General features: G+C 70.2%; 20 protein-coding genes and 1 pseudogene. 12 read left to right on the forward strand and 9 right to left on the reverse strand.

Annotation, left to right across the window (positions count from 1 at the left end):
• The coding region (locus tag ABT08_RS09445; RefSeq protein WP_288114804.1) for a PadR family transcriptional regulator at nucleotides 1–150 on the reverse strand (150 nt) is incomplete at its 3' end.
• 200 nt (nucleotides 151–350) lie between these two features.
• On the opposite strand from ABT08_RS09445, the gene secA reads away from it, so the two are divergent.
• Both secA and ABT08_RS09455 read left to right on the forward strand, forming a co-directional pair.
• Nucleotides 351–3,155, forward strand: a complete 2,805-nt coding sequence (gene secA / locus ABT08_RS09450; protein WP_288114794.1) for a preprotein translocase subunit SecA — start codon at nucleotides 351–353, stop codon at nucleotides 3,153–3,155.
• An 84-nt stretch (nucleotides 3,156–3,239) separates the two neighbouring features.
• The gene (locus tag ABT08_RS09455; protein WP_056206511.1) at nucleotides 3,240–4,466 is read left to right on the forward strand and encodes a pyridoxal phosphate-dependent aminotransferase; all 1,227 of its coding nucleotides are present in this window, start codon (nucleotides 3,240–3,242) and stop codon (nucleotides 4,464–4,466) included.
• Between the two features lie 72 nt (nucleotides 4,467–4,538).
• Here ABT08_RS09455 and ABT08_RS09460 read toward each other — a convergent pair whose 3' ends face one another.
• Nucleotides 4,539–4,976, reverse strand: coding sequence for an Rv3235 family protein (locus ABT08_RS09460; protein ID WP_045248346.1), 438 nt, complete (start codon nucleotides 4,974–4,976; stop codon nucleotides 4,539–4,541).
• A 223-nt stretch (nucleotides 4,977–5,199) separates the two neighbouring features.
• Between ABT08_RS09460 and ABT08_RS09465 the strand changes: the two genes are divergently transcribed.
• A complete protein-coding gene (locus tag ABT08_RS09465; protein ID WP_056518918.1) occupies nucleotides 5,200–5,778 on the forward strand; it encodes a hypothetical protein in 579 nt (192 codons plus the stop codon).
• Between the two features lie 15 nt (nucleotides 5,779–5,793).
• Here the strand turns inward: ABT08_RS09465 and ABT08_RS09470 are convergent, their stop codons facing one another.
• On the reverse strand, nucleotides 5,794–6,075 hold the full coding sequence (locus tag ABT08_RS09470) for a hypothetical protein (protein WP_045248348.1): 282 nt from the start codon (nucleotides 6,073–6,075) through the stop codon (nucleotides 5,794–5,796).
• A 102-nt stretch (nucleotides 6,076–6,177) separates the two neighbouring features.
• Here ABT08_RS09470 and ABT08_RS09475 point away from each other — a divergent pair, with 102 nt between their 5' ends.
• Genes ABT08_RS09475 through ABT08_RS09485 form a run of 3 tightly spaced genes read left to right on the forward strand, consistent with a single transcriptional unit; the run spans nucleotide 6,178 to nucleotide 9,555 of the window.
• A complete protein-coding gene (locus ABT08_RS09475; protein WP_156454723.1) occupies nucleotides 6,178–6,807 on the forward strand; it encodes an SAF domain-containing protein in 630 nt (209 codons plus the stop codon).
• Entirely contained in the window at nucleotides 6,804–8,060 is a 1,257-nt protein-coding gene (locus ABT08_RS09480; protein ID WP_288114796.1) for a CpaE/TadZ family protein, read from the forward strand. Before ABT08_RS09475 ends, ABT08_RS09480 begins: the two co-directional genes overlap by 4 nt.
• Before the next feature lies 1 nt (nucleotide 8,061).
• Nucleotides 8,062–9,555, forward strand: coding sequence for a sensor histidine kinase (locus tag ABT08_RS09485; protein WP_056206517.1), 1,494 nt, complete (start codon nucleotides 8,062–8,064; stop codon nucleotides 9,553–9,555).
• A gap of 43 nt (nucleotides 9,556–9,598) precedes the next feature.
• Here the strand turns inward: ABT08_RS09485 and ABT08_RS09490 are convergent, their stop codons facing one another.
• Nucleotides 9,599–9,847: a WhiB family transcriptional regulator gene (locus ABT08_RS09490; RefSeq protein WP_019182239.1), complete on the reverse strand. Its 249-nt coding sequence runs from the start codon at nucleotides 9,845–9,847 to the stop codon at nucleotides 9,599–9,601.
• A gap of 248 nt (nucleotides 9,848–10,095) precedes the next feature.
• Here ABT08_RS09490 and ABT08_RS09495 point away from each other — a divergent pair, with 248 nt between their 5' ends.
• The gene (locus ABT08_RS09495; protein ID WP_056206519.1) at nucleotides 10,096–10,512 is read left to right on the forward strand and encodes a hypothetical protein; all 417 of its coding nucleotides are present in this window, start codon (nucleotides 10,096–10,098) and stop codon (nucleotides 10,510–10,512) included.
• Nucleotides 10,513–10,617: 105 nt separating this feature from the next.
• Here ABT08_RS09495 and bcp read toward each other — a convergent pair whose 3' ends face one another.
• The 3 genes from bcp to aroA form a co-directional block, all read right to left on the reverse strand.
• Nucleotides 10,618–11,088, reverse strand: coding sequence for a thioredoxin-dependent thiol peroxidase (gene bcp, locus ABT08_RS09500; RefSeq protein WP_056206521.1), 471 nt, complete (start codon nucleotides 11,086–11,088; stop codon nucleotides 10,618–10,620).
• Between the two features lie 66 nt (nucleotides 11,089–11,154).
• Nucleotides 11,155–12,198: a ribosome small subunit-dependent GTPase A gene (gene rsgA, locus ABT08_RS09505; protein ID WP_056206523.1), complete on the reverse strand. Its 1,044-nt coding sequence runs from the start codon at nucleotides 12,196–12,198 to the stop codon at nucleotides 11,155–11,157.
• Complete coding sequence (gene aroA / locus ABT08_RS09510) at nucleotides 12,195–13,511, reverse strand: 3-phosphoshikimate 1-carboxyvinyltransferase (RefSeq protein ID WP_056518916.1); 1,317 nt, start codon at nucleotides 13,509–13,511, stop codon at nucleotides 12,195–12,197. Before aroA ends, rsgA begins: the two co-directional genes overlap by 4 nt.
• A gap of 117 nt (nucleotides 13,512–13,628) precedes the next feature.
• Between aroA and ABT08_RS09515 the strand changes: the two genes are divergently transcribed.
• Nucleotides 13,629–14,228, forward strand: a complete 600-nt coding sequence (locus ABT08_RS09515; RefSeq protein WP_235557392.1) for a sigma-70 family RNA polymerase sigma factor — start codon at nucleotides 13,629–13,631, stop codon at nucleotides 14,226–14,228.
• Nucleotides 14,225–14,493, forward strand: a pseudogene (locus ABT08_RS09520) (alpha-ketoglutarate decarboxylase). Before ABT08_RS09515 ends, ABT08_RS09520 begins: the two are co-directional and overlap by 4 nt.
• 70 nt (nucleotides 14,494–14,563) lie before the next feature.
• Here the strand turns inward: ABT08_RS09520 and ABT08_RS09525 are convergent.
• Nucleotides 14,564–18,265, reverse strand: coding sequence for a multifunctional oxoglutarate decarboxylase/oxoglutarate dehydrogenase thiamine pyrophosphate-binding subunit/dihydrolipoyllysine-residue succinyltransferase subunit (locus ABT08_RS09525; RefSeq protein ID WP_288114799.1), 3,702 nt, complete (start codon nucleotides 18,263–18,265; stop codon nucleotides 14,564–14,566).
• 192 nt (nucleotides 18,266–18,457) lie between these two features.
• Here ABT08_RS09525 and guaB1 point away from each other — a divergent pair, with 192 nt between their 5' ends.
• The 3 genes from guaB1 to ABT08_RS09540 all read left to right on the forward strand — a co-directional run bounded on the left by guaB1 (nucleotide 18,458) and on the right by ABT08_RS09540 (nucleotide 22,474).
• Nucleotides 18,458–19,870 (forward strand): GMP reductase, encoded by a 1,413-nt coding sequence (gene guaB1 / locus ABT08_RS09530; RefSeq protein WP_288114800.1) that lies wholly within the window; start codon nucleotides 18,458–18,460, stop codon nucleotides 19,868–19,870.
• A 214-nt stretch (nucleotides 19,871–20,084) separates the two neighbouring features.
• Nucleotides 20,085–21,422, forward strand: coding sequence for a hemolysin family protein (locus ABT08_RS09535; RefSeq protein WP_273206607.1), 1,338 nt, complete (start codon nucleotides 20,085–20,087; stop codon nucleotides 21,420–21,422).
• A complete protein-coding gene (locus tag ABT08_RS09540) occupies nucleotides 21,419–22,474 on the forward strand; it encodes a hemolysin family protein (protein WP_288114801.1) in 1,056 nt (351 codons plus the stop codon). The genes ABT08_RS09535 and ABT08_RS09540 overlap by 4 nt, the downstream gene beginning before the upstream one ends.
• A gap of 41 nt (nucleotides 22,475–22,515) precedes the next feature.
• On the opposite strand, the gene ABT08_RS09545 is transcribed toward ABT08_RS09540, so the two are convergent.
• Nucleotides 22,516–23,574 (reverse strand): NADH:flavin oxidoreductase/NADH oxidase, encoded by a 1,059-nt coding sequence (locus ABT08_RS09545; RefSeq protein WP_288114802.1) that lies wholly within the window; start codon nucleotides 23,572–23,574, stop codon nucleotides 22,516–22,518.
• Nucleotides 23,575–23,576: the final 2 nt, after the last annotated feature.

A 23,576-nucleotide genomic window follows, 5' to 3' on the forward strand; every position in this document is an offset into this window, starting at 1 on the left:
GTCGCGTTCCAGGCGTTCGAGCGTGTTGTAGATCTGACCGACGTTCAGGGGGGATGTCCCGCCGGTGCGGCGGTCGAACTCCGCGCGCAGCTGGTAGCCGTAGCAGGCTCCCTGGTCGAGGATCGCGAGCAGACTCTGACGCACCGACATCCGGGCCACCTTTCTGATTTCCGCGTATGTAATTGCTGAGTATATACATGCCGGGAATGCAAAGATCGGATGCCGCGCCCCCGAGTGCCCTCACCCAGCCCCCTTCAAAGTCACGGGTCTATAACATGGGGACGTATGCCCGGGCGCGGTGAGCGTTCGGGCCGGCGCGTGCGCCGCACCCGACCAGATGGAGATGTTCCGTGGCCAATCCTCTTGAGAAGCTGCTCCGCGCCGGCGAAGGCCGTGTGCTGCGGAGACTCCAGCAGGTGGCGAAAGCCGTGAACGCGCTCGAAGACGAGTACGCGCAGCTCACCGACGACGAGCTGCGCGAGGAGACCGCCGACTTCCGCGGACGCTATGCGCAGGGCGAGACGCTCGACAAGCTCATGCCGGAGGCGTTCGCCGCCGTGCGCGAAGCCGCCCGGCGCACCCTCGGTCAGCGTCCCTACGACGTGCAGATCATGGGCGGCGCGGCACTCCATCTCGGCAACATCGCCGAGATGAAGACCGGTGAGGGCAAGACTCTGACGGCGACCTTCGCTGCGTACCTCAACGCGATCGCCGGTGAGGGTGTCCATGTCGTGACCGTCAACGACTTCCTCGCGTCGTATCAGTCCGAGCTCATGGGTCGCGTCTACCGCGCGCTCGGCATGACCACCGGCACGATCGTCTCGGGTCAGACGCCGGAGGTGCGCCGCCAGCAGTACGAGGCGGACATCACCTACGGAACGAACAACGAGTTCGGCTTCGACTACCTGCGTGACAACATGGCGTGGCAGAAGGAGGATCTCGTGCAGCGAGGTCACTTCTTCGCGGTCGTCGACGAGGTCGACTCGATCCTCATCGACGAGGCGCGAACCCCGCTCATCATCTCGGGCCCTTCGTCGGGCGAGGCGAACCGATGGTTCGGCGAGTTCGCGAAGGTCGTGCGCACCCTCGAGTCGGGCGTCGACTACGAAGTCGATGAGAAGAAGCGCACCGTGGGTGTGCTCGAGCCCGGCATCGAGAAGGTCGAGGACTATCTCGGCATCGACAACCTCTACGAGTCGGCGAACACCCCCCTCATCTCGTTCCTCAACAACGCGATCAAGGCGCTCGCCCTCTTCAAGCGTGATGCGGACTACGTCGTCATGAACGACGAGGTCATGATCGTCGACGAGCACACCGGCCGCATCCTCGTGGGACGTCGCTACAACGAGGGCATCCACCAGGCCATCGAGGCGAAGGAGGGGGTGCCGGTCAAGGCCGAGAACCAGGCCCTTGCGACCGTCACCCTGCAGAACTACTTCCGCCTCTACGCCAAGCTCGCGGGTATGACCGGTACCGCCGAGACCGAAGCGGCCGAGTTCATGTCGACCTACGACCTCGGCGTCGTCCCGATCCCCACGAACAAGCCGATGATCCGTCAGGACAAGCCCGACCTCGTCTACAAGAACGAGCAGGCCAAGTTCGCCCAGGTCGTCGAAGACATCGCTGAGCGGCACGCCGCAGGGCAGCCGGTTCTCGTGGGCACCGTGAGCGTCGAGAAGAGTGAGTACCTGTCGCGCCTCCTCGCCAAGAAGGGCGTGCGCCACGAGGTGCTCAACGCGAAGAATCACGCTCGCGAGGCCGAGATCGTGGCCCGCGCCGGTCGCCTCGGGGCGGTCACTGTCGCCACCAACATGGCCGGCCGCGGCACCGACATCATGCTGGGCGGGAACGCGGAGTTCCTCGCCGTGCAGCAGATGAAGGAGAAGGGCCTCGACCCGGTCGAGACCCCAGAGGCCTACGAGGCCGAGTGGGAGGGCGTCTACACCGCGGTGCGCGACGTCGTCGCCGGCGAGGGCGAGAAGGTCATCGAGGCGGGCGGACTGTACGTCCTCGGCACCGAGCGGCACGAGTCCCGTCGCATCGACAACCAGCTGCGCGGTCGCTCGGGTCGTCAGGGTGACCCGGGCGAGAGCCGCTTCTACCTCTCGCTCACCGACGACCTGATGCGTCTGTTCCAGTCCGGCGCGGCCGAGGCGATCCTCGCGCGCACGAACTTCCCCGACGACGTCGCGATCGAGTCGGGCATGGTGTCGCGCGCGATCAAGAGCGCCCAGGCACAGGTCGAGGCCCGTAACGCCGAGATGCGCAAGAACGTGCTCAAATACGACGACGTTCTCAACCGCCAGCGCGAGGCCATCTACGCCGACCGCCGGCACATGCTCGAGGGCGACAACATCGCCGACCGGGTGCAGAAGTTCCTCGACGACGCAGTCGGCGCGATCGTCGACGACCACACGTCGCGTGGGCACACGGAGGCATGGGACTTCGATGCGCTGTGGACCGAACTCAAGACCATCTACCCCGTGAGCGTCACGATCGACGAGGTCGTCGCAGAGGCAGGGGAGAAGGGACGCATCACGGCGGAGGGGCTCAAGCGCGAGCTGCGCAGTGACGCGGTCATCGCCTACCAGAAGCGCGAGGGCACTCTCGGCTCGTCGGCGATGCGGGAGCTCGAGCGTCGAGTCGTGCTGCAGGTGCTCGACCGCCGCTGGCGCGACCACCTCTACGAGATGGACTACCTCAAGGAGGGCATCGGACTGCGCGCGATGGCGCAGCGTGACCCGCTCATCGAGTACCAGCGCGAGGGCTTCGAGATGTTCCAGTCGATGATGGGACAGATCAAGGAGGAGTCGATCGGGTTCCTCTTCAACCTCGAGGTCGAGGTGCGACGCCAGGACGAGCAGACCGAGGTCGCGGCGAAGGGTCTTGACACCCCGGCGCTCGAGGGCCAGCGTCTCGAGTACTCCGCTCCCACCGAGGACGGCGACATTGAGGTGCGCAACGACCGCGGTCAGGTGCAGAAGGCGGCGACCGGGCGCGCGCGCGACCGTGCCGCGGCATCTGCTCCGGCCCAGGCCCCCGCACCCGCCGCCGAGGCGCCGCGCGGTGCGTTCGGTCAGCGGGTCGCCCCCGAGCAGCAGACGCCGGCGCCGCAGAACCGCGCCCAGCGTCGCGCGGCCGATCGCAACAAGTAGCCCGGCGCCCCCCGACGCGATCGACCCCCGGTGCAGGCCACCGGGGGTCGATTGGCTTGTCGGGGTCGGGTCTATCCTGAACCGGTGAGCCCGCTTCGCCCCCTCGATCAGTCCCGCAAACTCAAGGATGTCCTCTACGAGATCCGTGGTCAGGCTCTCGTCGAGGCCGACCGGCTCGAGGCCGACGGCCACCGCATCCTGAAGCTGAACACGGGCAACCCGGCCACGTTCGGCTTCGAGGCGCCGTACCAGATCGTGCGCGACATGATCGAGGCCGTACCGCACGCCCACGGCTACTCCGAGAGCCGCGGCATCCTGTCCGCCCGCCGCGCCATCGTCTCGCGCTACGAGCAGGTGCCGGGGTTCCCGCACGTCGATCCCGACGACGTCTATCTCGGCAACGGGGTCTCCGAGCTGATCACCATGACGATGCAGGCGCTGCTCGACGAGGGCGACGAGGTGCTCATCCCGAGCCCCGACTACCCGCTGTGGACGGCGATGACGAGCCTCGGCGGCGGCTCACCCGTGCACTACCGCTGCGACGAGCAGAACGGCTGGCAGCCCGACATCGACGACATCCGCGCGAAGGTCACGCCACGCACGAAGGCGATCGTCGTCATCAATCCGAACAACCCCACGGGTGCGGTCTACTCGCCCGAGCTGCTCTCCCAGATCGTCGAGGTCGCCCGGGAGCACTCCCTCCTGCTGCTGGCCGACGAGATCTACGACCGCATCCTTTTCGACGATGCGGTGCACACGCCGCTCGCGACTCTTGCCCCCGACCTGCTCTGCCTGACGTTCAACGGCCTCTCCAAGACCTACCGTGTCGCCGGTTATCGCTCGGGCTGGCTCGTGATCACCGGTCCCAAGTCTCACGCAGCGGGCTTCCTCGAGGGCATCACGCTGCTCGCGTCCACCCGGCTGTGCCCGAACGTCCCCGCGCAGTATGCCGTGCAGGCGGCGTTGTCCGGAGTGCAGTCGATCGACGCGCTGATCGCCCCGGCGGGGCGACTCCACGAGCAGAGGGATGCCGCGTGGCAGGCGCTCGAGTCGATCCCCGGCGTGAGCTGCGTGAAGCCGGCCGGTGCGCTCTACGCGTTCCCGCGCCTCGATCCCGAGGTGCACGAGATCCACGACGACGCGAAGTTCGTCTACGACTTCCTCGTCGCCGAGCACGTGCTGCTCGTGCAGGGCACGGGATTCAACTGGCCCGACCCTGATCACTTCCGCATTGTGACGCTTCCGGAGACACGCGTGCTGGTCGAGGCGATCGAGCGGCTCGGCAACTTCCTCTCGTCGTACCGCCAGTGATGGCTCGGCGCCCTCGGGGCCGGCGATGGCCGAGCCGGGGCGCCGCGGAAGAGCGACGGGGGTGATCGTCGTTCAGAGGAGCGCGAGCGAAGTCGCACGCCAGCGGTGGTCGACGCCTTCGAGTCGAAGGGCGATCGCCCGGGTGCGGGCGGGGCCTCGCACGATCACGACGCCCTCGACGACGCCGTCGGCAGGGCTCGACTGGTGCACGCGGATGATGTTGTGCACGGGGCGGCTCGGCGCGACGCCGCGGGCGCTGCGGGCGCGGGCCGCCAGGTTGGCGCGGGTCAGCAGCTTGCGGTAGGCGTCTTCGGTGAGCCAGCGCGCGAGTTGCTCGACGTCGCGCACTCCCGCGAACACTTCGAGCACTCCGACCGACAGGTTGTGCAGGATCGGCTCCGGCGCCGGCAGCTCGGCGGCGCTCGTGGGGCGTGGGGCGAAGTCGTCGCCCGCGTCGACGCGGCCTGCCGGGGGAGCGGCGCGTCGTGCGCCGGTGAAGGTGATCGCCATCTCGACCTCGCTCATGAAACGGGGGTAACTGCTGGTCGTTTTCAGTTGAGCACAGGCGATTCATAGAGTGGATGAGAGTGCTCTCATGTGGCGCCTTTGTCGATGAGAGTCCTCTCATAGAGGCCGTCGTGGGCGCGTCCGGCGCTGCTGCGCGCACGTGTCGGGGCGGCTCGACTGTGGATGCCGCGGCCTTCCCGGCGCCCGCGGCCGCTAGCGTGCGCGGGTGACCTGGGACCCGTTCCTCTCCGAGCTCGAGCTGCAGTTCGCCGCGCAGGCGCAGGCCGAGCGCCGTCTCGCGGCCACGGAGACCGAGCGCGTCCGCATCGCCGAGCTCGCCCTCACCGACCGACTCTCCGCTCTCGCGGAGGTGCGCGCCGCGGTAGCGCTGTGGCTGGCGGGTGCGGCGCCGGTGCGAGGCCGCCTCGTGCTCGCCGGCCCCGACTGGGCGGCGATCGAGGACGAGTCATCCGCTCTCTCGCTCGTCGCGGTCGGGGCGATCGTCCGCATCGACCTGCCGGCTGTGACCATCGCCGACAGCGTGCGCGAGATCAGCGCCCCCCGACCCCTCCGCGCCCGGATGGGCCTTGCATGGATGCTGCGTGAGCTCGGCCGCCGCCGGGTGGGGGTGCGGGTCTGGGATCTCGACGGGAACATCGTCACCGGAACGATCGATCGCGTCGGCACGGACCATCTCGACCTCGCCGTGCACGACGCCGGTCAGTCTCGCCGCGAGGCGGTGGGCGACATCCGTGTCGTCCCTCTGGTGCGACTCGCGCGGGTCGTCGGCGACCTCGACCTCTGACGATGGCCGACCGACTCAGTCGGGGTTGCGTACCCGCCCGCTGCCCCACAGCTCCGGGAAGCTCGCCGCGTTCGACTCCCGCCACAGCGCCATGCGGCGGGACTCCTCGGCGCGGTCGTCGAGGTAATCGGTGACGCTGTCCTCCTCCACACGCCACTGCGCCGGAACCCCGACGCGCGTGCCCCGCAGTTGCCCGTCGATGACCAGAGCGATCACCTCGTCGACGCTGAGTGACAGCGCCGACGCGACCTGTGCGGGGGCGATCAGACGCGCCCCAGGTCGGGCAGACTCGGGCATGAGCACCATTATCCGCGTCGCCGGCGCCGGCCGGGCCGTCCGCTCGCGCGCACTGTGGAAAACGGATGTCGCACCCCGCCGGCCTGCGTGACCATGGTGCGCATGCCGTCCGACCGATCAGCCAGAGGCCCCCGCCGCACAGCGCGCATCGACCTTCGCCTCGTGCTCGGCATCGCTCTCGTGCTCGCCTCGGTGGCCGGCGTCTGGGGAGTCATCGCCGCGGCGCGGCAGTCGACGACCGTGCTCGTCGCGGCCCGGACGATCCTCCCGGGCGAGGCCGTCGGCGCCGACGCCACGACGACGGCGGAGGTCGTGCTCGGAAGCGGTGTCGATGCCTACGTCCTCGCCGACACCCTCGCCGCCGACGCTGTCGCGACGCGCACGATCGAGGTCGGCGAGCTCGTGCATCGCACCGCCGTCGGCGCACCCGAGCGCGCCACAGCGACGACGGTCGTGCTGCGCGCCGCGGGAGACCTGCCGGGCGAGGTGCGCGTGGGATCGACGGTGGATGTCTGGGCCGCACCCGCGATCGAGGGCGGCGGCTACGACACTCCGCGCATCCTGGTCGCGGGAGCGATCGTGGTGGCGCTGCCCGCTTCCGACGCGGTGGTATCCCGCCAGGGGTCGGCCGTCGAGGTCTCGGTGCCACGGGCGGATCTCGTCGACGTGCTCGCCGCGACAGCCAACGACGCGCGGGTCACGGTGGTTCCGGCGTCGGGCGGTGCGCCGTGAACGTCGTTCTCGCGCTCTCCGAGCCCCGGGCGCAGTCTCTGGCCGCCGACCTCCGCCGGGAGGGGGTGACGGTGATCGCCGTCGTCGCTCCCGGTGCGCTCGACCACACGGCGCGCCGGCTCGGTCAGGGCGTCGGCGATGATCCCGTCGCCGAGCTGCTCGGGGTCGCCGACGCGCTCGTGCTCGACGGCGACCGTCGAACGCTCACCCGGCCCGCGGTCGACCTCGCCGATCGGTTCGGCGTGCGCATCCTTCCCCTCGGCCGCGGGGTCGCCCTCGCGCGACTGTGCGCTTCGTACGGGCTGAGAGAGCCGCTGCCCGCGGACGCCGACGCGGAGGAGGTCGTCGCCGCGCTCGCCGCAACGCCTGCTCTTCCCGCGGCTGCGAGCGCGATACATCCCGTGATCGCCGTCTGGGGGCCCGCGGGAGCCCCCGGTCGCACCACAGTGGCCATCGAGGTGGCCGCCGAGCTCGCGCGGGGCCACCGTCGGGTCGCGCTCGTCGACGCCGATGCGCACGCACCGAGTGTCGCCGTTGCGCTGGGGCTCCCTGTCGACGGCCCGGGTCTCGCCGCCGCCTGTCGTCAGCACGACCAAGGCGGCGTCGACGCGGCCGAGCTCGAACGCGTCGCGATCGCCGTCGATGTCCCCGACGGCGAGGTCGACGTGCTCGTGGGCATCAACCGTGTCGCACGCTGGCCCGAGCTCGCCGCGCCCCGCGTCACCGGGGTGCTCGCCGCGTGCCGCACCTGGGCCGACGCGACCGTCGTCGACATCGCGGCGCCACTCGAGCGTGACGAGGAGATCGTCAGCGACGTCATCGACGGACCGAGACGCAACCAGGCCGCCCTCGCCGTGCTCGCCGGCGCCGACGCCGTCGTGGCGGTCTGCGCAGCAGACCCGGTCGGCGTCTCGCGGTTCGTCGCCGCCTACGATCAGCTGCACGAGAGTGTGGGCGCCGCACCCATCGTGGTGGTCGCGAACCGCGTCCGCAGCGGCGTGATCGGCGTCGACGCCCGGGGGCAGGTGCGCTCCACGCTCGAGCGCTATCTCGGCATCCGTGACCTCGCCTTCCTGCCCGACGACCGCCGCGCCGCCGATCGGGCGCTGCTGCTCGCGCGGCCGGTCGCCGCGACATCGCCCCGTTCGGCCCTCGTCCAGGCCGTGCGACGCGCTGTCGGTGCGCGCCTCGCGCCGTGGGTCGCCCTTCACGCACCCCACCGGGAGGAGGCGGCCGGGGCCGTAGGCTGGTGAGGTGTCGACCCTCAGCGATCTGGTCACGGCCCATGGCGTCCACGACGCCGCCGATATCGAGTGGCTTCATCGCCTCGCCGGAGACGGGCAGCTGCTCGCCGACCTGGCATTCGCCGACATCGTGATCTGGGTGCCGACGGAAGACGAATCCTTCATCGCGGTCGCCCACACCCGGCCGAGCTCGGCAGCGACGCTCTTCTACCGTGACATCGTCGGCGACCGGGTGCGGCCGCAGTGGCGCACGCAGATCCGCGACGCGTTCGCCGAGGCCCGGATCGTCGACTCCGCGTCACCGGACTGGTTCGAGGAGACTCCCACGCGCGTGCGTGCGGTGCCGATCGTGCGCGGCACAACGGCCGCCGGTGCCGCGCCGCGCGTGATCGGCGTGCTCACCCGGCACACCAACCTCGGCGAGGCCCGTACGCCCTCGCGTCAGCAGATCACCTTCAACGACTGTGCGGACGATCTGTTCGGGATGGTCGCGTGGGGGGAGTTCCCCGACCTCAGCGCCCCCACCTCGCCGCGTCGAGGCGCACCGCGCGCTCCCGACGGGCTCATCCGGATCGACGTCGACGGCGTCACGACCTTTGCGAGCCCCAACGCCCTCTCCGCGTTCAACCGCATGGGCTTCGACGACGAGCTCGAAGGCGAGTCGCTCGTCGAAGTCGTCACGCAGATCCTGCCGGCGAAGCGGCAGTTCGACGAGAGCCTGCCCGTCGTCGTGACGGGTCGGGCGCCGTGGCGCACCGACATCGAGGCGCGAGGGGTGACGGTCTCACTCCGTGCGATCCCGCTCCGCGACCACGGCGTGCGCATCGGCGCGATCGTGCTGTGCCGCGACGTCACCGAGATGCGTCACCAGGAGCAGGAGCTCATCACGAAGGATGCGACCATCCGCGAGATCCATCACCGGGTGAAGAACAACCTGCAGACGGTCGCCTCACTGCTGCGCATCCAGGCGCGACGCACGTACTCCGACGAGGCACGAGAGGCGCTCAGCCACGCGACTCGCCGCGTCGCCGCCATCGCGGTCGTGCACGACACGCTGTCGGAGGGTCTCGCGCAGAACGTCGACTTCGACGATGTCTTCCACCGTGTGCTCAAGCTCGTCGCCGAAGTGGCCGCGGCCCCCAACACCCGCGCGCGCACGAAGACGACAGGATCCTTCGGGCGCCTGCCGAGCGAGTACGCGACGCCGCTCGCTCTGGCGCTCACCGAACTCGTCACGAACGCCGTCGAGCACGGTCTCGCCGACCGTGAGGAGGGCGAGGTGGAGATCCGCGCGGATCGCACCGACGAGCGACTCGAAGTGCGCGTCCGCGACACCGGAGTCGGTCTGCCCGAGGGTCAGGTCGGACGCGGGCTCGGCACGCAGATCGTGCGCACCCTCATCCAGGGCGAGCTCGGCGGCACGATCGACTGGCACACCCTCATGGGCAGCGGCACCGAGGTGACCATCGACATCCCGCTGCGCTACATCGAACGGGACGTCTGAGCAGAGCGGATGCCGCGGCATCCGCTCTGTCGCGAGCGCGCGGTCAGGAAGCGCGACGGGCGCGGGCGGCGCGGCGCTTCAGCGCACGACGCTCGTCCTCGCTCAGGCCGCCCCAGACGCCGGAGTCCTGGCCGCTCTCGAGGGCGTACTGCAGGCAGATCTCGGTGACGGTGCACCGCGCGCACACGGACTTGGCCTTCTCGATCTGGTCGACGGCGGGTCCGGTGTTGCCGACCGGGAAGAAGAGCTCGGGGTCGACCGTCAGGCACGCGGCTTTGTCACGCCAATCCATACTGTGTTGCTCCTATGACAGCGGGGGAGGAAGTTCGGGTGGGTTCCGCAGGGCCGAATCGAGTCCGTTACCCTGAGTGTTGTGCGAGATCTGTCTCGCCCCACGCCGCTGTGGGATCACACAAAGGTCTATCGTTCCACAACGGTTGAGCCTGATCAAGGGTTTCCCGGCTCTCATACGCGATCGTGTCCGAGTCGAGACGCGCGCGATGGTGCGGATCCGACCGTCAGGAACATTCAGGAGGATGCATGCGCCCGCAGCCGTTCGCCGTCGCCGCGGGGGTGCTGGTGTGTCTCGAAGCGGTCGCTCTGCTCGCTCTCGCAGGGTGGCAGATCAGTGCGCTGATCGGTGGTGACGCGGACTCGCTGACGAGCTCGATCGCGCTTCTCGTGCTCATCGTGCTGGGCGCCGTCGCGGTCGCCGCGTTCGGGGTCGCGACGTGGGTCGATCGATCGTGGGGGCGCTCCGGTGCGATCGTCACCCAGCTCCTCGTCGTCGCCGTCGCGCTCGGCGCGGCCACGGGCACGTTCGCGCATCCGATCGTCGGCGTCGAGATCGGCATCCCGGCTGCGATCGTGTTCGTGGTCGTCGTGCTCGCCGCCCGCGAGTCGGCGCGGCGCCGGCGTGAGCTCGATGTCGCATCCGACGAGTCGCCGCGCCGCTGACGCCTGACCTCGCGTGCCGTCGCCGCGGCGCGGCGCGGTGCGGGCGTCACGGCGCTGCGCGCCGTCGTCGCTCTGCGCCGCGAGGGGCGTGCGGTTCCGCGGCGCTCAGGCCGCGAGGCCGAGGAGCCCGCGCAGGCGCGCGACGTGTCCGGTCGCCTTGACGTTGTAGAGCGCGTGGGTCAGGTGCCCGTCGGGACCGACGACGAACGTCGAGCGCAGCACGCCCTCGACGACCTTGCCGTAGTTCATCTTCTCGCCCCAGGCCCCGTACGTGTCGTGGACGGCGTGGTCGGGGTCGCTCAGCAGCGGGAAGGTCAGCCCGTCGCGCTCGGCGAACTCGGCGAGCTTCGCGACGCTGTCGCGCGAGACGCCGAGCACCTCGATGCCGGCGCCCTGCAGCGACGACAGGCTGTCCCGGAAGTCGCACGCCTGCGTCGTGCAGCCGGGCGTCATGGCGGCCGGGTAGAAGTAGACCACCACGGTGCGACCGCGCAGCCCGCTCAGCGACACGGACCGGCCGTTCTGATCCTCGAGCGTGAAATCGGGTGCGGCGTCGCCGGGCTGAAGCTGCGTCATGCCCCCAGCCTACGGGCGCCGGATGCCGCGCGGCGCCGGGGTGCGGCATCCGGTGTCTTCGTACCGTCAGCGGTCGGAGAAGGTCTCGAGCAGGCGCTGGAGGGAGTCCAGGCGGGCCGCTCCGGACTCGCCGAGGCGCCCGTCGGCGACGGCCTCGATGATGGCGCAGTCGGGTGCATCGGGAAGGTGGGTGCAGCCGCGCGGGCAGTCCGCCGCGATCTCGGCGAGATCGGTGAACGCCTGCAGGATGTGGGCCGGATCCACGTGGCCGAGGCCGAAGGAACGCACTCCCGGGGTGTCGATGACCCAGCCGCGGCCGTCGTCGCCGGCGTAGCGGAGCGAGACGGTCGAGCTCGAGGTGTGTCGTCCGCGGCCCGTGACGTCGTTCACGTGACCCGTCGCGCGCTGCGCCGACGGCACGAGGGCGTTCACGAGCGTGGATTTGCCCACGCCGGAGTGCCCCACGAACACCGTGCTGGAACCGACGAGTTCGCCTCCGATGGCGGCGACGGGCAGATCGTCGCGGGCACTCGTGAACACCGTGAGGTCGAGCCCCTCGAAATGGGCGAGGAAGTCCGTCGGGTCGGACAGGTCGGTCTTCGTGACCACGAGCAGCGGACGGATGCCCGCGTCGAGGGCTGCGACCAGATACCGGTCGACCAGACGCGGGCGCGGCTCGGGATCAGCGGCGGCGACAACGACGACCATCTGGTCGGCGTTGGCGACGATCACCCGCTCGACCTGATCGGTGTCGTCGGCGCTGCGGCGCAGGAGCGTCGTGCGCGGTTCGATGCCGACGATGCGCGACAGGGTGCCCTCATCACCGCTCACATCTCCGACGACGCGGGCCCGGTCGCCCGTCACGATCGGCTGCGAGCGCAATTCGCGCGCACGGGCGGCGAGGGCCTCGTGCTCGGTCGGCCCGTCCTCGTCGATCAGCACGGTGTAGCGCCCACGGTCCACACCCAGCACGCGGGCGATCACCGCATCCGCGTGCGCGGGGCGTCGCTTCGTGCGCGGCCGGTTGCCCTTGGGGTTCGGCCGCACCCGCACGTCGCTCTCGTCGAAGGCGGGCTCGTCATCGTCATCGATGTCGTCGAGCCAGCTCACGGGCGCTCCGTCGTGAGCATGTCCGCCCACAGGTCGACGAACTGGGGGAGGGTCTTGGCCGTGGCTCCGATGTCGTCGACCTCGACACCGTCGACGACGAGGCCCAGCAGTGCGCCGGTCGTCGCGAGGCGGTGGTCGTGGAACGCCCGCCAGAGTCCGCCGTGCGCGGCGCCGGGGTGCACCTCGATGCCGTCGGGACGCTCGTAGGCCGTCACCCCGATCGCGGCGAGGTTCGCCACGAGCGCGGCGAGACGGTCGGTCTCGTGCCCGCGCAGGTGTCCGATCCCGCGGAACCGCGACGGCGACGAGGCGAGCGCCGCGATGCCGACGAGTGTGGGGGCGAGCTCGCCCACCGCGCTCAGATCGAGGTCGGCGCCGTCGATCGTGCCCGTTCCCGTGACGGTCAGGGCGTCACCCGCGATCGTGGCGGTGGCGCCGAACGCCGCCAGAAGCTCGGGCAGCAGGTGCCCGGGCTGAGTGGATGCCTCCGGCCACCCCGTGACCGTCACCTCGCCGCCGGTCACGACCGCGGTCGCGAGGAAGGGGGCCGCGTTGGAGAGATCGGGTTCGATCGCGACATCCATCGCTCTGATCGGCCCGGGAGCGACGACCCACTCGCCCTCTCGCGGGGAGGAGGTCTCGACGCCGCGGTGACGCAGCGACGCGAGCGTCATCTCGATGTGGGGGAGGCTCGGCACACGCTCGCCCCGGTGCACGAGGTGCAGGCCCTCATCGAATCGGGCGGCCGACAGCAGCAGACCCGAGACGAACTGGCTCGACGCGCTCGCATCGATCTCGAGCCGGCCGCCTCGCACCGAGCCGGTGCCGTGCACCGTGAAGGGAAGGGCCCCTGTTCCGCCGTCGTCGACGGTGAGGCCGAGGGAGCGCAGCGCCTCGATCAGGGGACCCATGGGGCGGTGCAGTGCGCTGTGATGCGCCGTGAGGTGCACGGCACCCTCTGCGAGGCCGGCCACGGGTGCGATGAAGCGCATGACGGTGCCGGCCTGACCGCAATCGATCGAACCGCCGTGGAGCCGGGCGGGGGTGATGCGCAGATCGTCGCCGAACCGGCCCGAGCCGGGCACGCTGGCGACTCCGACGCCGAGCGCCGCGATCGCATCGATCATGCGCGCGGAGTCGTCGGACGGGAGCGGCGCCGTGACGAGCGCGGGGCCGTCAGCGAGCGCCGCCAGCACGAGCTCGCGGTTCGTGAGCGATTTGGAACCCGGCACGCTCACGGTCGCCGTCACCGGCCGACCGGCCGCGGGCGCAGGCCACGGCGGTGACGCTGGGGAATAGCTGGGCGCGCTCATCGGTTTCTAGCCTACTGAACGCCTCGCATCGGTCCCGGGGCGCAAGGAGGATGCATGCTCGCGATGCTCGAGCGCACGACGGGTGCGCCGGAAGCCGCCGACGTAGACTTTGCGCTGATGACCGAGCAGGCGACGACCACCGAGGAAGCGCGCACCCAATTCGAGGAGCAGGCGCTGCCGTTCATGGACCAGCTGTACGCGGCGGCGATGCGGATGACGCGCAACCCTGCGGACGCGGCCGATCTCGTGCAGGAGACCTTCGTGAAGGCGTTCGCCTCGTGGGCGACGTTCACGCAGGGAACCAACCTCAAGGCGTGGCTCTACCGCATCCTGACCAACAGCTACATCAACACGTACCGGAAGAAGCAGCGCGAGCCCTATCAGGGCACGATCGACGAACTCGAGGACTGGCAGCTCGGCGGCGCGGAGTCGACGACCGCGACGAGCTCCCGCTCGGCGGAGGCCGAGGCCATCGACCGGATGCCGGCATCCGTCGTCAAAGAGGCGCTGCAGTCGATCCCGGAGGACTTCCGCCTGGCCGTGTATCTGGCCGATGTGGAGGGGTTCGCGTATCAGGAGATCGCGGACATCATGAAGACGCCGATCGGCACGGTCATGAGCCGCCTGCATCGTGGCAGGCGCATGCTGCGCGACCTGTTGGCCGACTATGCACAGGAGCGGGGCATCGGCTCCGCGGCACCGGGAGTGGGGAAATGAGCGATTGCGGCTGCGACAAAGCGCGGCGTGACCTGGAGGAGTACCTCCGGAACGAAGTGTGCAAGACCGTGATCGACCCGCGTGCTCAACGGAGCACGCCGACATCCGGCAGCACCTCGAGAGCTGCCCTGCCTGCTCCGACGAGGCGCTGGTGGCCCGCACCCTGACGGACGTCGTCGCCCGCGCATGCCGCGAGTCGGCCCCGGAGGAGTTGCGCGACCTCGTGCTGACGCAGCTGCGCGCGGCCCAGGCGACACACCACTGACAAACGACGAAGCCCGCGGATGCCGCACCTCAGGGTGCGTCCGCGGGCTTCGTTGTTTGTGACGGCCCTCTCAGAGAGTCAGGGCCTTCTCGATGAGCTTGGCCTGCTCGACCGCGTGCACCTTGGCGGATCCGGCAGCGGGGGACGCCGCGGCGGCACGGGTGACGGAGCGGATCGTGCGTCCGTGCAGGTGCTTCACGACCTCCAGGGCGATGAACGGCCAGGCGCCCTGGTTCTCCGGCTCCTCCTGCACCCACACCAGCTGGGCGTTCGGGTAGCTGTCGATGATCGCGTTGAGCTCGGACACCGGCGTCGGGTAGAACTGCTCGACGCGCACCAGGGCGATCTCCGGGTTCGGGTTCTTCTCGAGCTCCGACCGCAGATCCCAGTGCACCTTGCCGGAGTGCAGCAGCACACGCTTCACGACGGACTTGTCGATCGCGCGGTCATCGTCGAGCACCGGCTCGAACCGACCCGAGGTGAAGTCCGCCACCGGGCTCACCGCGTCGCGCAGACGCAGCATCGCCTTGGGGGTGAACACGACGAGGGGGCGACGCGGACGGGCGTAGGCCTGTCGACGCAACAGATGGAAGTACGACGCAGGCGTCGAGGGGCGGGCGACCGTCATGTTGTCCTGTGCGCACAGCTGCAGGAAGCGTTCGATGCGTGCCGACGAGTGGTCGGGACCGGCGCCCTCGTAACCGTGGGGGAGCAGCAGCACGACGCTCGACTGCTGGCCCCACTTCTGGTCGGCCGCCGAGAGGTACTCGTCGATGACCGACTGCGCTCCGTTCGCGAAATCGCCGAACTGGGCCTCCCAGAGCACGAGCGCGTCGGGACGTTCGACCGAGTAGCCGTACTCGAAGCCCATCGCCGCGTACTCGCTGAGCAGCGAGTCGTAGATCCAGAGACGTCCCTGGTTCTCCGACAGGTTGGCGAGGGGGTACCACTCCTGGCCGTTGCTGCGGTCGTGGAACATCGCGTGGCGCTGCACGAACGTGCCGCGGCGCGAGTCCTGGCCGGCGAGGCGCACCGGGGTGCCCTCCATGAGCACCGAGCCGAAGGCGAGGAGCTCGCCGAAGGCCCAGTCGATGCCGCCGTTGCGGCTCATGTCGGCGCGCTTGTCGAGAAGCTGCTGGAGCTTGGCGTGCACGGTGAAGCCGTCGGGCTTGTTCACGAACGCGTTGCCGATGGCCTGCACGACGTCGACCGAGACCCCCGTGGTGTCGGGCTCGCCGACGGCCGGCTCGACGAGCGCGGTGGTCGACACGATGCCCTGTGCGCCCGTCTGGGCGGCGTGCGTCTCGGCGAAGGCGATCTCCAGGCGGTCCTGGAAGTCGCGCTTGGCCTGCTCGTACTCGTCCTCGGTGATGTCGCCGCGGCCGACGAGTGCCTCCGTGTAGAGGCGACGCACCGAGCGCTTCGCCTCGATGAGGTTCGTCATGAGGGGCTGGGTCATCGAGGGGTCGTCGCCCTCGTTGTGGCCGCGTCGGCGATAGCAGACGATGTCGATGACGATGTCGCGGTGGAACGTCTGGCGGTACTCGACGGCCAGCTCGGCCACGCGCACGACGGCCTCGGGGTCGTCGCCGTTCACGTGGAGGATCGGGGCCTGGATGGTCTTGGCGACGTCGGTCGCGTACACCGAGGTGCGTCCGTCGATGGGGAGCGTGGTGAAGCCGACCTGATTGTTGACGACCACGTGGACCGTGCCGCCCGTGCGGTACCCGCGCAGCTGCGACATCTGCAGCGTCTCGACGACGACGCCCTGGCCCGCGAAGGCCGCGTCGCCGTGCACGAGGATCGGGAGCCACGCGAACGAGCCGATGGGTCCGCGGTCCTGCTTGGCGCGCACGATGCCCTCGAGCACGCCGTCGACGGTCTCGAGGTGCGAGGGGTTCGCGGCCAGATAGACGGGGAGCTCGTGGCCCTCGTCGGAGACAAAGGTGCCCTCCGTGCCGAGGTGGTACTTGACGTCGCCCGAGCCGAGCTTGTTGCCGGGGAGCGACGTGCCCTCGAACTCGCGGAACACCTGGCCATAGGTCTTGCCGGCGATGTTGGTCAGCACGTTGAGTCGGCCGCGGTGGGCCATGCCGATCGCGGCACCATCGAGGCCGGCGGCGGCCGCACCGTGCAGCACCCGGTCGAGCAGCGGGATCAGCGACTCGCCGCCCTCGAGGCTGAAGCGCTTCTGGCCGACGTACTTGGTCTGCAGGAAGGTCTCGAAGGCTTCGGCCTCGTTGAGCTTCGAGAGGATGCGCAGCTGCTCGTCGTGGCCGGGCTTCTGGTACTTGACCTCGCAGTTGTCCTGGAACCACTTGCGCTGGGCGGGGTCCTGGATGTGCATGTACTCGATGCCGATGGTGCGGCAGTACGAGTCGCGGAGGACCCCGAGGATGTCCCGGAGCTTGAGCGTGCGCTTCCCGCCGAAGCCGCCGGTCACGAACTCGCGGTCGAGATCCCAGAAGGAGAGCCCGTGCGATTCGATCTCGAGGTCGGGATGCGTGCGCTGCACGTACTCCAGCGGGTCGATGTCGGCCATGAGGTGTCCGCGCACGCGGAACGCGTTGATGAGCTCCTGCACGCGGGCCGTCTTGTCGACGCGCTCGGACAGGTCGACGTTGATGTCGGCGTTCCAGTGGATCGGGCTGTAGGGGATGCGCAGTGCCGCGAAGATGCTCTCGTAGAACCCGCGCTGCCCGATGAGCAGCTCGTGCACCTTCTTGAGGAACTCGCCGGACCCGGCGCCCTGGATGACGCGGTGGTCGTAGGTGCTGGTGAGCGTGATCGTCTTGCCGATCGCCAGCTCAGAGAGCGTCTTCTCGCTCGCGCCCTGGAACTCCGCCGGGTACTCGAGGGCGCCGGCGCCGATGATCGCACCCTGGCCCTTCATCAGGCGCGGCACCGAGTGCACGGTGCCGATGCCGCCCGGGTTGGTGAGCGAGATCGTGGTTCCCTGGAAGTCGGCGGCGGTCAGCTTGTTGTCGCGCGCGCGCTTGACCAGGTCCTCATAGGCGACGAGGTACTCGTTGAAGCTCAGGGTGTCGGCGCGCTTGATGCTCGGCACCATGAGCGCTCGCGTGCCGTCGGGCTTGGGCAGGTCGATCGCGATGCCGAGGCCGATGTGCGCGGGAGCGACGACGGCGGGCTTGCCGTCGACCTCGGCGTAGAAGACGTTCTGGCTCGGGAACTCCTTGAGCGCCTGGATCAGGGCCCAGCCGATCACATGGGTGAAGCTCACCTTGCCGCCGCGGGTGCGGGCCATGTGGTTGTTGATGACGATGCGGTTGTCGATCATCAGCTTGGCCGGGACGGTGCGCACGCTCGTTGCGGTCGGAACGGACAGCGAGTCGTCCATGTTCGACGCGAGGGTCTTCGTCATGCCCTTGAGGACGGTGACCTTGTCCTCCTCGGCCGACTCGGTCGGAGCCTGCGTCTTCACGTCGGGCGCCTGAGCCGGGATCGGCTGCGGCGCCGCCGGCTTCGTCGTCGTTCGCGCGACGGGCGCGGCTCCCACGACCGGGATCGGCGCGGTGACGGGCTTCGGCTCGGCCGGCGCTGCGGCGGCCGGCGGGGCCGCGGGCGCGGCGGGGGGCGCGGCATCCGTCGACGTCGTCAGCGTCGAATGGTAGGTCTCGAGGACGGGCCACCACGCCTTGTCCACGGAGTTCTTGTCGACCTTGAACTGCTCGTAGAGCTCTTCGACGAGCCACTCGTTGGCCCCGAACTCTCCGTCGTTCGACAGCCCGACGCCGGTCACCTGGCTCGACACGTTCGATCGCCCGCTTTCGTGAGATTGCGAATTTTCCGCGGGCCATCGTGGCCTGCGCGCACGGGTGTCAAGCGTAGCCCAGTCGGGAGCCGCCTGCCCCGGGATCGCGCGGCTGGAGCGGAAGAATCTCTGTTCATTTCCTATGAGGAAGACTCGGCCGATCCTGTCGCGGCGCTCAGTACCGTTGGGGGTATGGAGTTCTCGGGTGAGCGTCCCCTCGTCGATCTGACCTATTCGGATGTGTTCCTCGTGCCGCGCCGGTCGGCGATCACGAGCCGTCTCGACGTCGATCTGTCGCCGCACGACGGCACATCGGCGACCATCCCCCTGGTCGCCTCGAACATGAACTCGGTGACCGGTCCGCGCCTCGCCGCCACCCTCGCGCGCCGCGGGGGTCTGGGCGTGCTGCCGCAGGACCTCGCCCTGCAGCGGGTCGACGATGCGATCCGCTGGGTGAAGGCACAGCCGGTGCTGTGGGACAGTCCGCGCATCCTGCCGCCGTCGGCGACCGTGGCCGACGCCCTTCGGGAGCTCCCCGCCGTCGCCGGCCACGGCATCGTGGTGGCGGATGCCGCGGGCCCCGCGCCGACCATCGACGAGATCGCGGGGGTGGTGCCGGCCACGCGGCTCGCGACGGCGCTGCCCGACGCGCAGCTGGGGGACCTCGCCCGCGGCCGGCCCGTCGCGATCGACGCCGACGACGTGACCGATGCCCGCCACGCGTTCGACCTGGCCGCCGAGCTCGACGCCGAGACGATCTGCGTGCTGCACCACGGCGTACTCGTCGGCACCGTCACCGCGCGCAGCGCCCTGCGCGGAACGCTCTACCGGCCTGCGCTCGATGCTGACGGTCGCCTCGTCGTGGCCGCCGCGGTCGGCATCAACGGCGACGTCGCCGCGAAGGCGCGCGCGCTCGCCGAGGCGGGCGTGGACGTGCTCGTGCTCGACACCGCGCACGGGCACCAGGAGGGGATGCTCCGCGCTCTTCAGACCGTGTCGGGCCTGGGCCTCGGCCTGCCGATCGTCGCCGGCAACATCGTGAGCGCCGACGGGGTGCGCGACCTCGTCGGGGCGGGCGCCACGATCCTGAAGGTCGGCGTGGGCCCGGGCGCGATGTGCACCACCCGCATGATGACCGCCGTCGGACGCCCGCAGTTCTCCGCCGTGCTCGAGACCGCCGAGGCGGCCCGCGCCCACGGCGCCCACGTCTGGGCCGACGGTGGCGTGCGCTACCCGCGCGACGTCGCGCTGGCGCTGGCGGCGGGCGCGGCATCCGTCATGATCGGCTCGTGGTTCGCGGGCACGCTCGAAGCCCCCGGCACCGTCGAGACCGACGCTGCCGGTCGCGTCTACAAGGAATCGTGGGGGATGGCCTCGACGAAGGCCGTGCAGGAGCGCTTCGGTCGCCTCGATGCCTACGAGCGCGCCCGCAAGGAGCTGTTCGCCGAGGGCATCTCGTCATCGCGCATCTACATCGACCCGCTGCGCCCGGGCGTCGAGGATCTCGTCGACATGATCACCGCGGGCGTGCGGTCCTCGTTCACCTACGCCGGCGCCGGCTCGGTGCCGCTGTTCCACGAGCGCGCGCTCGTCGGCCTGCAGTAGGCCGCCGGATACGAGGAGGGCAAGGCGCTGCCGGTCAGCTGGTGAGAGAGCGGATGCCGCGGCATCCGCCCCACCCCGGAAACTGGCAATCCGCCGGGCTCGCCGTCCCAGGCCGCCCATAGACTTCAACCACTATGGACGACCCCCCGAGTTGCAGACGATCGCCCCACCGACCCGCCTCCCACCGCTCTGACGCGCGAGGAGGTGATGCGTGATGGATTACGTCATGTTGGGCGTGGGGCTCCTGCTGACAGTCGGGACCGGCCTGTTCGTCGCGAGCGAGTTCGCGCTGGTCAACCTCGACCGCGCCGACCTCGAGGCGCGACAGGCCGCCGGCGAGTCCCGGCTCGCGCTGACGATCAGCGCGCTGAAGATCACGTCGACGCACCTGTCGAGTGCGCAGCTCGGCATCACGCTGACGACGTTGCTGACCGGTTACACGATGGAGCCGGCGATCTCGAACCTGCTGCGGCCGGTGCTCTCCGGCTGGGGACTCCCCGACGGGGTGGTCACCGCGACCGCGGCGACCATCGCGATCGTGTTCGCGACCGTGATGTCGATGATCCTGGGCGAGCTCGTGCCGAAGAACTTCGCGCTCGCCGTGCCGCGTCAGACGGCCAAGCTCGTCATCCCGTTCCAGACGCTGTTCACCACCGTGTTCCGGCCCGCGATCGCCCTCCTCAACGGCAGCGCGAACAAGGTGCTGCGCGCCATGGGGATCGAGCCGAAGGAGGAGCTCTCGGGCGCGCGCACGGCGGAGGAGCTCTCGAGCCTCGTGCGGCGCTCGGCGAGCGCGGGTGTGCTGGAGGCCGACACGGCGACGCTCCTGAACCGCACCCTGACTTTCGCGCGCCTGTCGGCGGGAGACGTGATGACCCCCCGCCCGCGGGTGCACGCGCTCGCCGTCGACGCGACGGCGGACGACGTCGTCGCACTCGCCCGCGCGACCGGACACTCTCGCTTCCCGGTCTTTCAGGAGTCGGTCGACGACATCACCGGCATCGTGCATCTGAAGGCCGCGGTCTCGGTTCCGCGCGAGCGTCGGCGGGACGTGCCGGTCGCGGCGCTCGCGACCGAGCCGCTGCGGGTGCCCGAGACGGTGCACCTCGATCAGCTGATCTCCGAGTTGCGCGCCCGGGGCTACCAGATGGCCGTCGTCGTGGACGAGTACGGCGGCACCGCCGGGGTCGTCACCCTCGAGGACCTCGTGGAGGAGATCGTCGGCGAGGTGCTCGACGAGCATGATCGCCGCCGTGCCGACATCGTGCACGTGCGCGACTCGGTCTCGTTCGCCGGGTCGCTGCGTCCCGACGAGCTGCGCGAGCGCACCGGTGTGGTCGTGCCCGAGAGCGACGTCTACGACACGGTCGCCGGCTTCGTGATGGCCGGTCTCGAGCGCATCCCGGTCGTGGGCGACACGGTGGCGGTCGAAGGCGGGAGTCTCGCGGTGACCCGCATGGACGGGCGACGCGTCGACCGACTCTCCTTCACCCCGGATGCCGCACCCGATGCCGTCGACGAGTCGGCTGCTGTGGAAGGGGGTGCGCGATGAGCGATTGGGCGGGACTTGCCTGGCTCGTCGTGCTGCTGCTCGGCAATGCCTTCTTCGTCGGCGCTGAATTCGCCGTCATCTCTGCGCGCCGCTCCCAGATCGAACCGCTCGCGGAGCGCGGCTCGCGCTCCGCGAAGACCGCGCTGTGGGCGATGGAGCATGCGACCCTCATGCTCGCGACCAGTCAGCTCGGCATCACGATCTGCTCGCTGCTCATCCTGAACGTGTCGGAGCCGGCGATCCACCACCTCCTGGCGGTGCCGCTCGGCCTGACGGGTCTCGAGGAATCGGCCGTCGACGTGATCGCGTTCATCGTCGCCCTGCTGGTGGTCTCGTACCTGCACGTCGTGTTCGGTGAGATGGTGCCGAAGAACCTCGCGTTCTCGGTGCCGGACCGCGCCGTGCTCATGCTCGCGACGCCGCTCGTGTGGGTGTCGCGCATCTTCCATCCGGTGATCGCCACCCTCAACTGGATCGCGAACCACATCGTGCGCCTGTTCCGCGTCGAGCCCAAGGACGAGGCCGCCTCGACGTTCACGCTCGACGAGGTCGCCACGATCGTCGACCAGTCGCGCCGAGAAGGCGTGCTGGAGGACTCGGCCGGCACGGTGGCAGCCGCAGTGGAGTTCACCGACAAGACCGCGGGCGAGGTGGCGGTGCCGCTCGGTGAGCTCGTGACGTTGCCGACCTCGGTCACCCCGGCCGAGATCGAGAAGGCCGTCGCGACCCACGGCTTCTCGCGGTACGTGATCGTGGACGACGCCGGCGAGCCCACCGGGTACGTGCACCTCAAGGACGTGCTGCGGGTCGCGGGTGAGGGGGAGGACGACGAGAAGGTCGCGCGCCCGATCCCGGCCAAGCGCATCCACCGCATGGTGTCGCTGCGTGAGACGACCGACCTCGAGGACGCCCTCGCTGCGATGCGGCGAAACGGACGCCACCTGGCTCTCGTGCGCGATGCGCACGCGGAGATCACCTCGGTGCTGTTCCTCGAGGACATCATCGAGGAGCTCGTCGGTGAGGTGGAGGACGCCACCCGTCGCGCGCGCTGAGGATGACGACCACTGAGGGGGCGGGCCGCAGGCCCGCCCCCTCAGTGCGTGCGGCGCCGGGCGCGTTCGTACTGCGGCGGCCACGGGACATCCGCCCCGATCTCGGTCGCCGCGCGCAGGCCGAAGTGCGGGTCGCGCAGCCACTCGCGGGCGGCGAGGATCGCGTCGGCGTCGCCGGCGGTGAGGACGCTCTCGGCCTGCGGCCCGTCCGTGATGAGTCCGACCGCCGCCGCGGGGAGCCCTGCGTCGCGAAGCGCCCGGGCGAGCGGGACCTGATACCCGGGACCGACCGGGATCTGCTGGTGGGCCACGAGCCCGCCGGAGGACACGTCGAACAGATCCGCGCCGCGCTCGGCACTCCAGCGCGCCACCTCGACGACCTCGGCGACCTCGAGCCCGCCCGGTGCCCAGTCGGTGCCCGAGAAGCGCACGAAGACGACGGTGTCGGGAGCGGCGCGGCGCACCGCCTCGACCACCCGCAGCACGAGGCGGGCACGGTTCTCGAGGGAGCCGCCGTAGGCGTCGGTGCGGGTGTTCGCGAGCGGGGAGAGGAACTCGTGCAGCAGGTAGCCGTGCGCGGCGTGGATCTCGAGCACGTCGAATCCGATCGCGACGGCCCGGACGGCCGCCGCCGCGAAGTCGTCGACGATGCCGTCGATCTCCGCGATCGTGAGCTCGCGCGGATCGACGAGCCCCTCGAACGCGATCGACGAGGGGGCGACCGGCTCCCAGCCGCCGTCGGCAGGCGGCACGGTGCCGCGCTGCGGGGCGAACGGCGGCCAGGTCGACGCCTTCCGGCCGGCATGGGCGAGCTGCACCCCGACCGCCGCGCCGCGGGCGTGCACGGCGGCCACGATCGGTGCCCAGGCCTGCGCCTGCGCGTCGTTCCAGAGGCCGACATCGGCGGGGGAGATGCGCCCGTCGGGCGACACGGCGGTCGCTTCGGCGAGCACGAGGCCCGCGCCGCCGCTCGCGAACTGCGCCAGGTGCACGTGGTGCCAGTCGTTCGGGAGCCCGTCGACCGCCGAGTACTGGCACATGGGCGCCACCCACAGTCGGTTGCGCAGCGTGGTACCCCGCAGGGTCAGCGGTGCGAACAGTG

The sequence above is a fragment of the Microbacterium sp. SCN 71-21 genome (genome assembly GCF_001725695.1).
In the GTDB taxonomy this organism is placed as follows: domain Bacteria; phylum Actinomycetota; class Actinomycetes; order Actinomycetales; family Microbacteriaceae; genus Microbacterium; species Microbacterium ginsengisoli.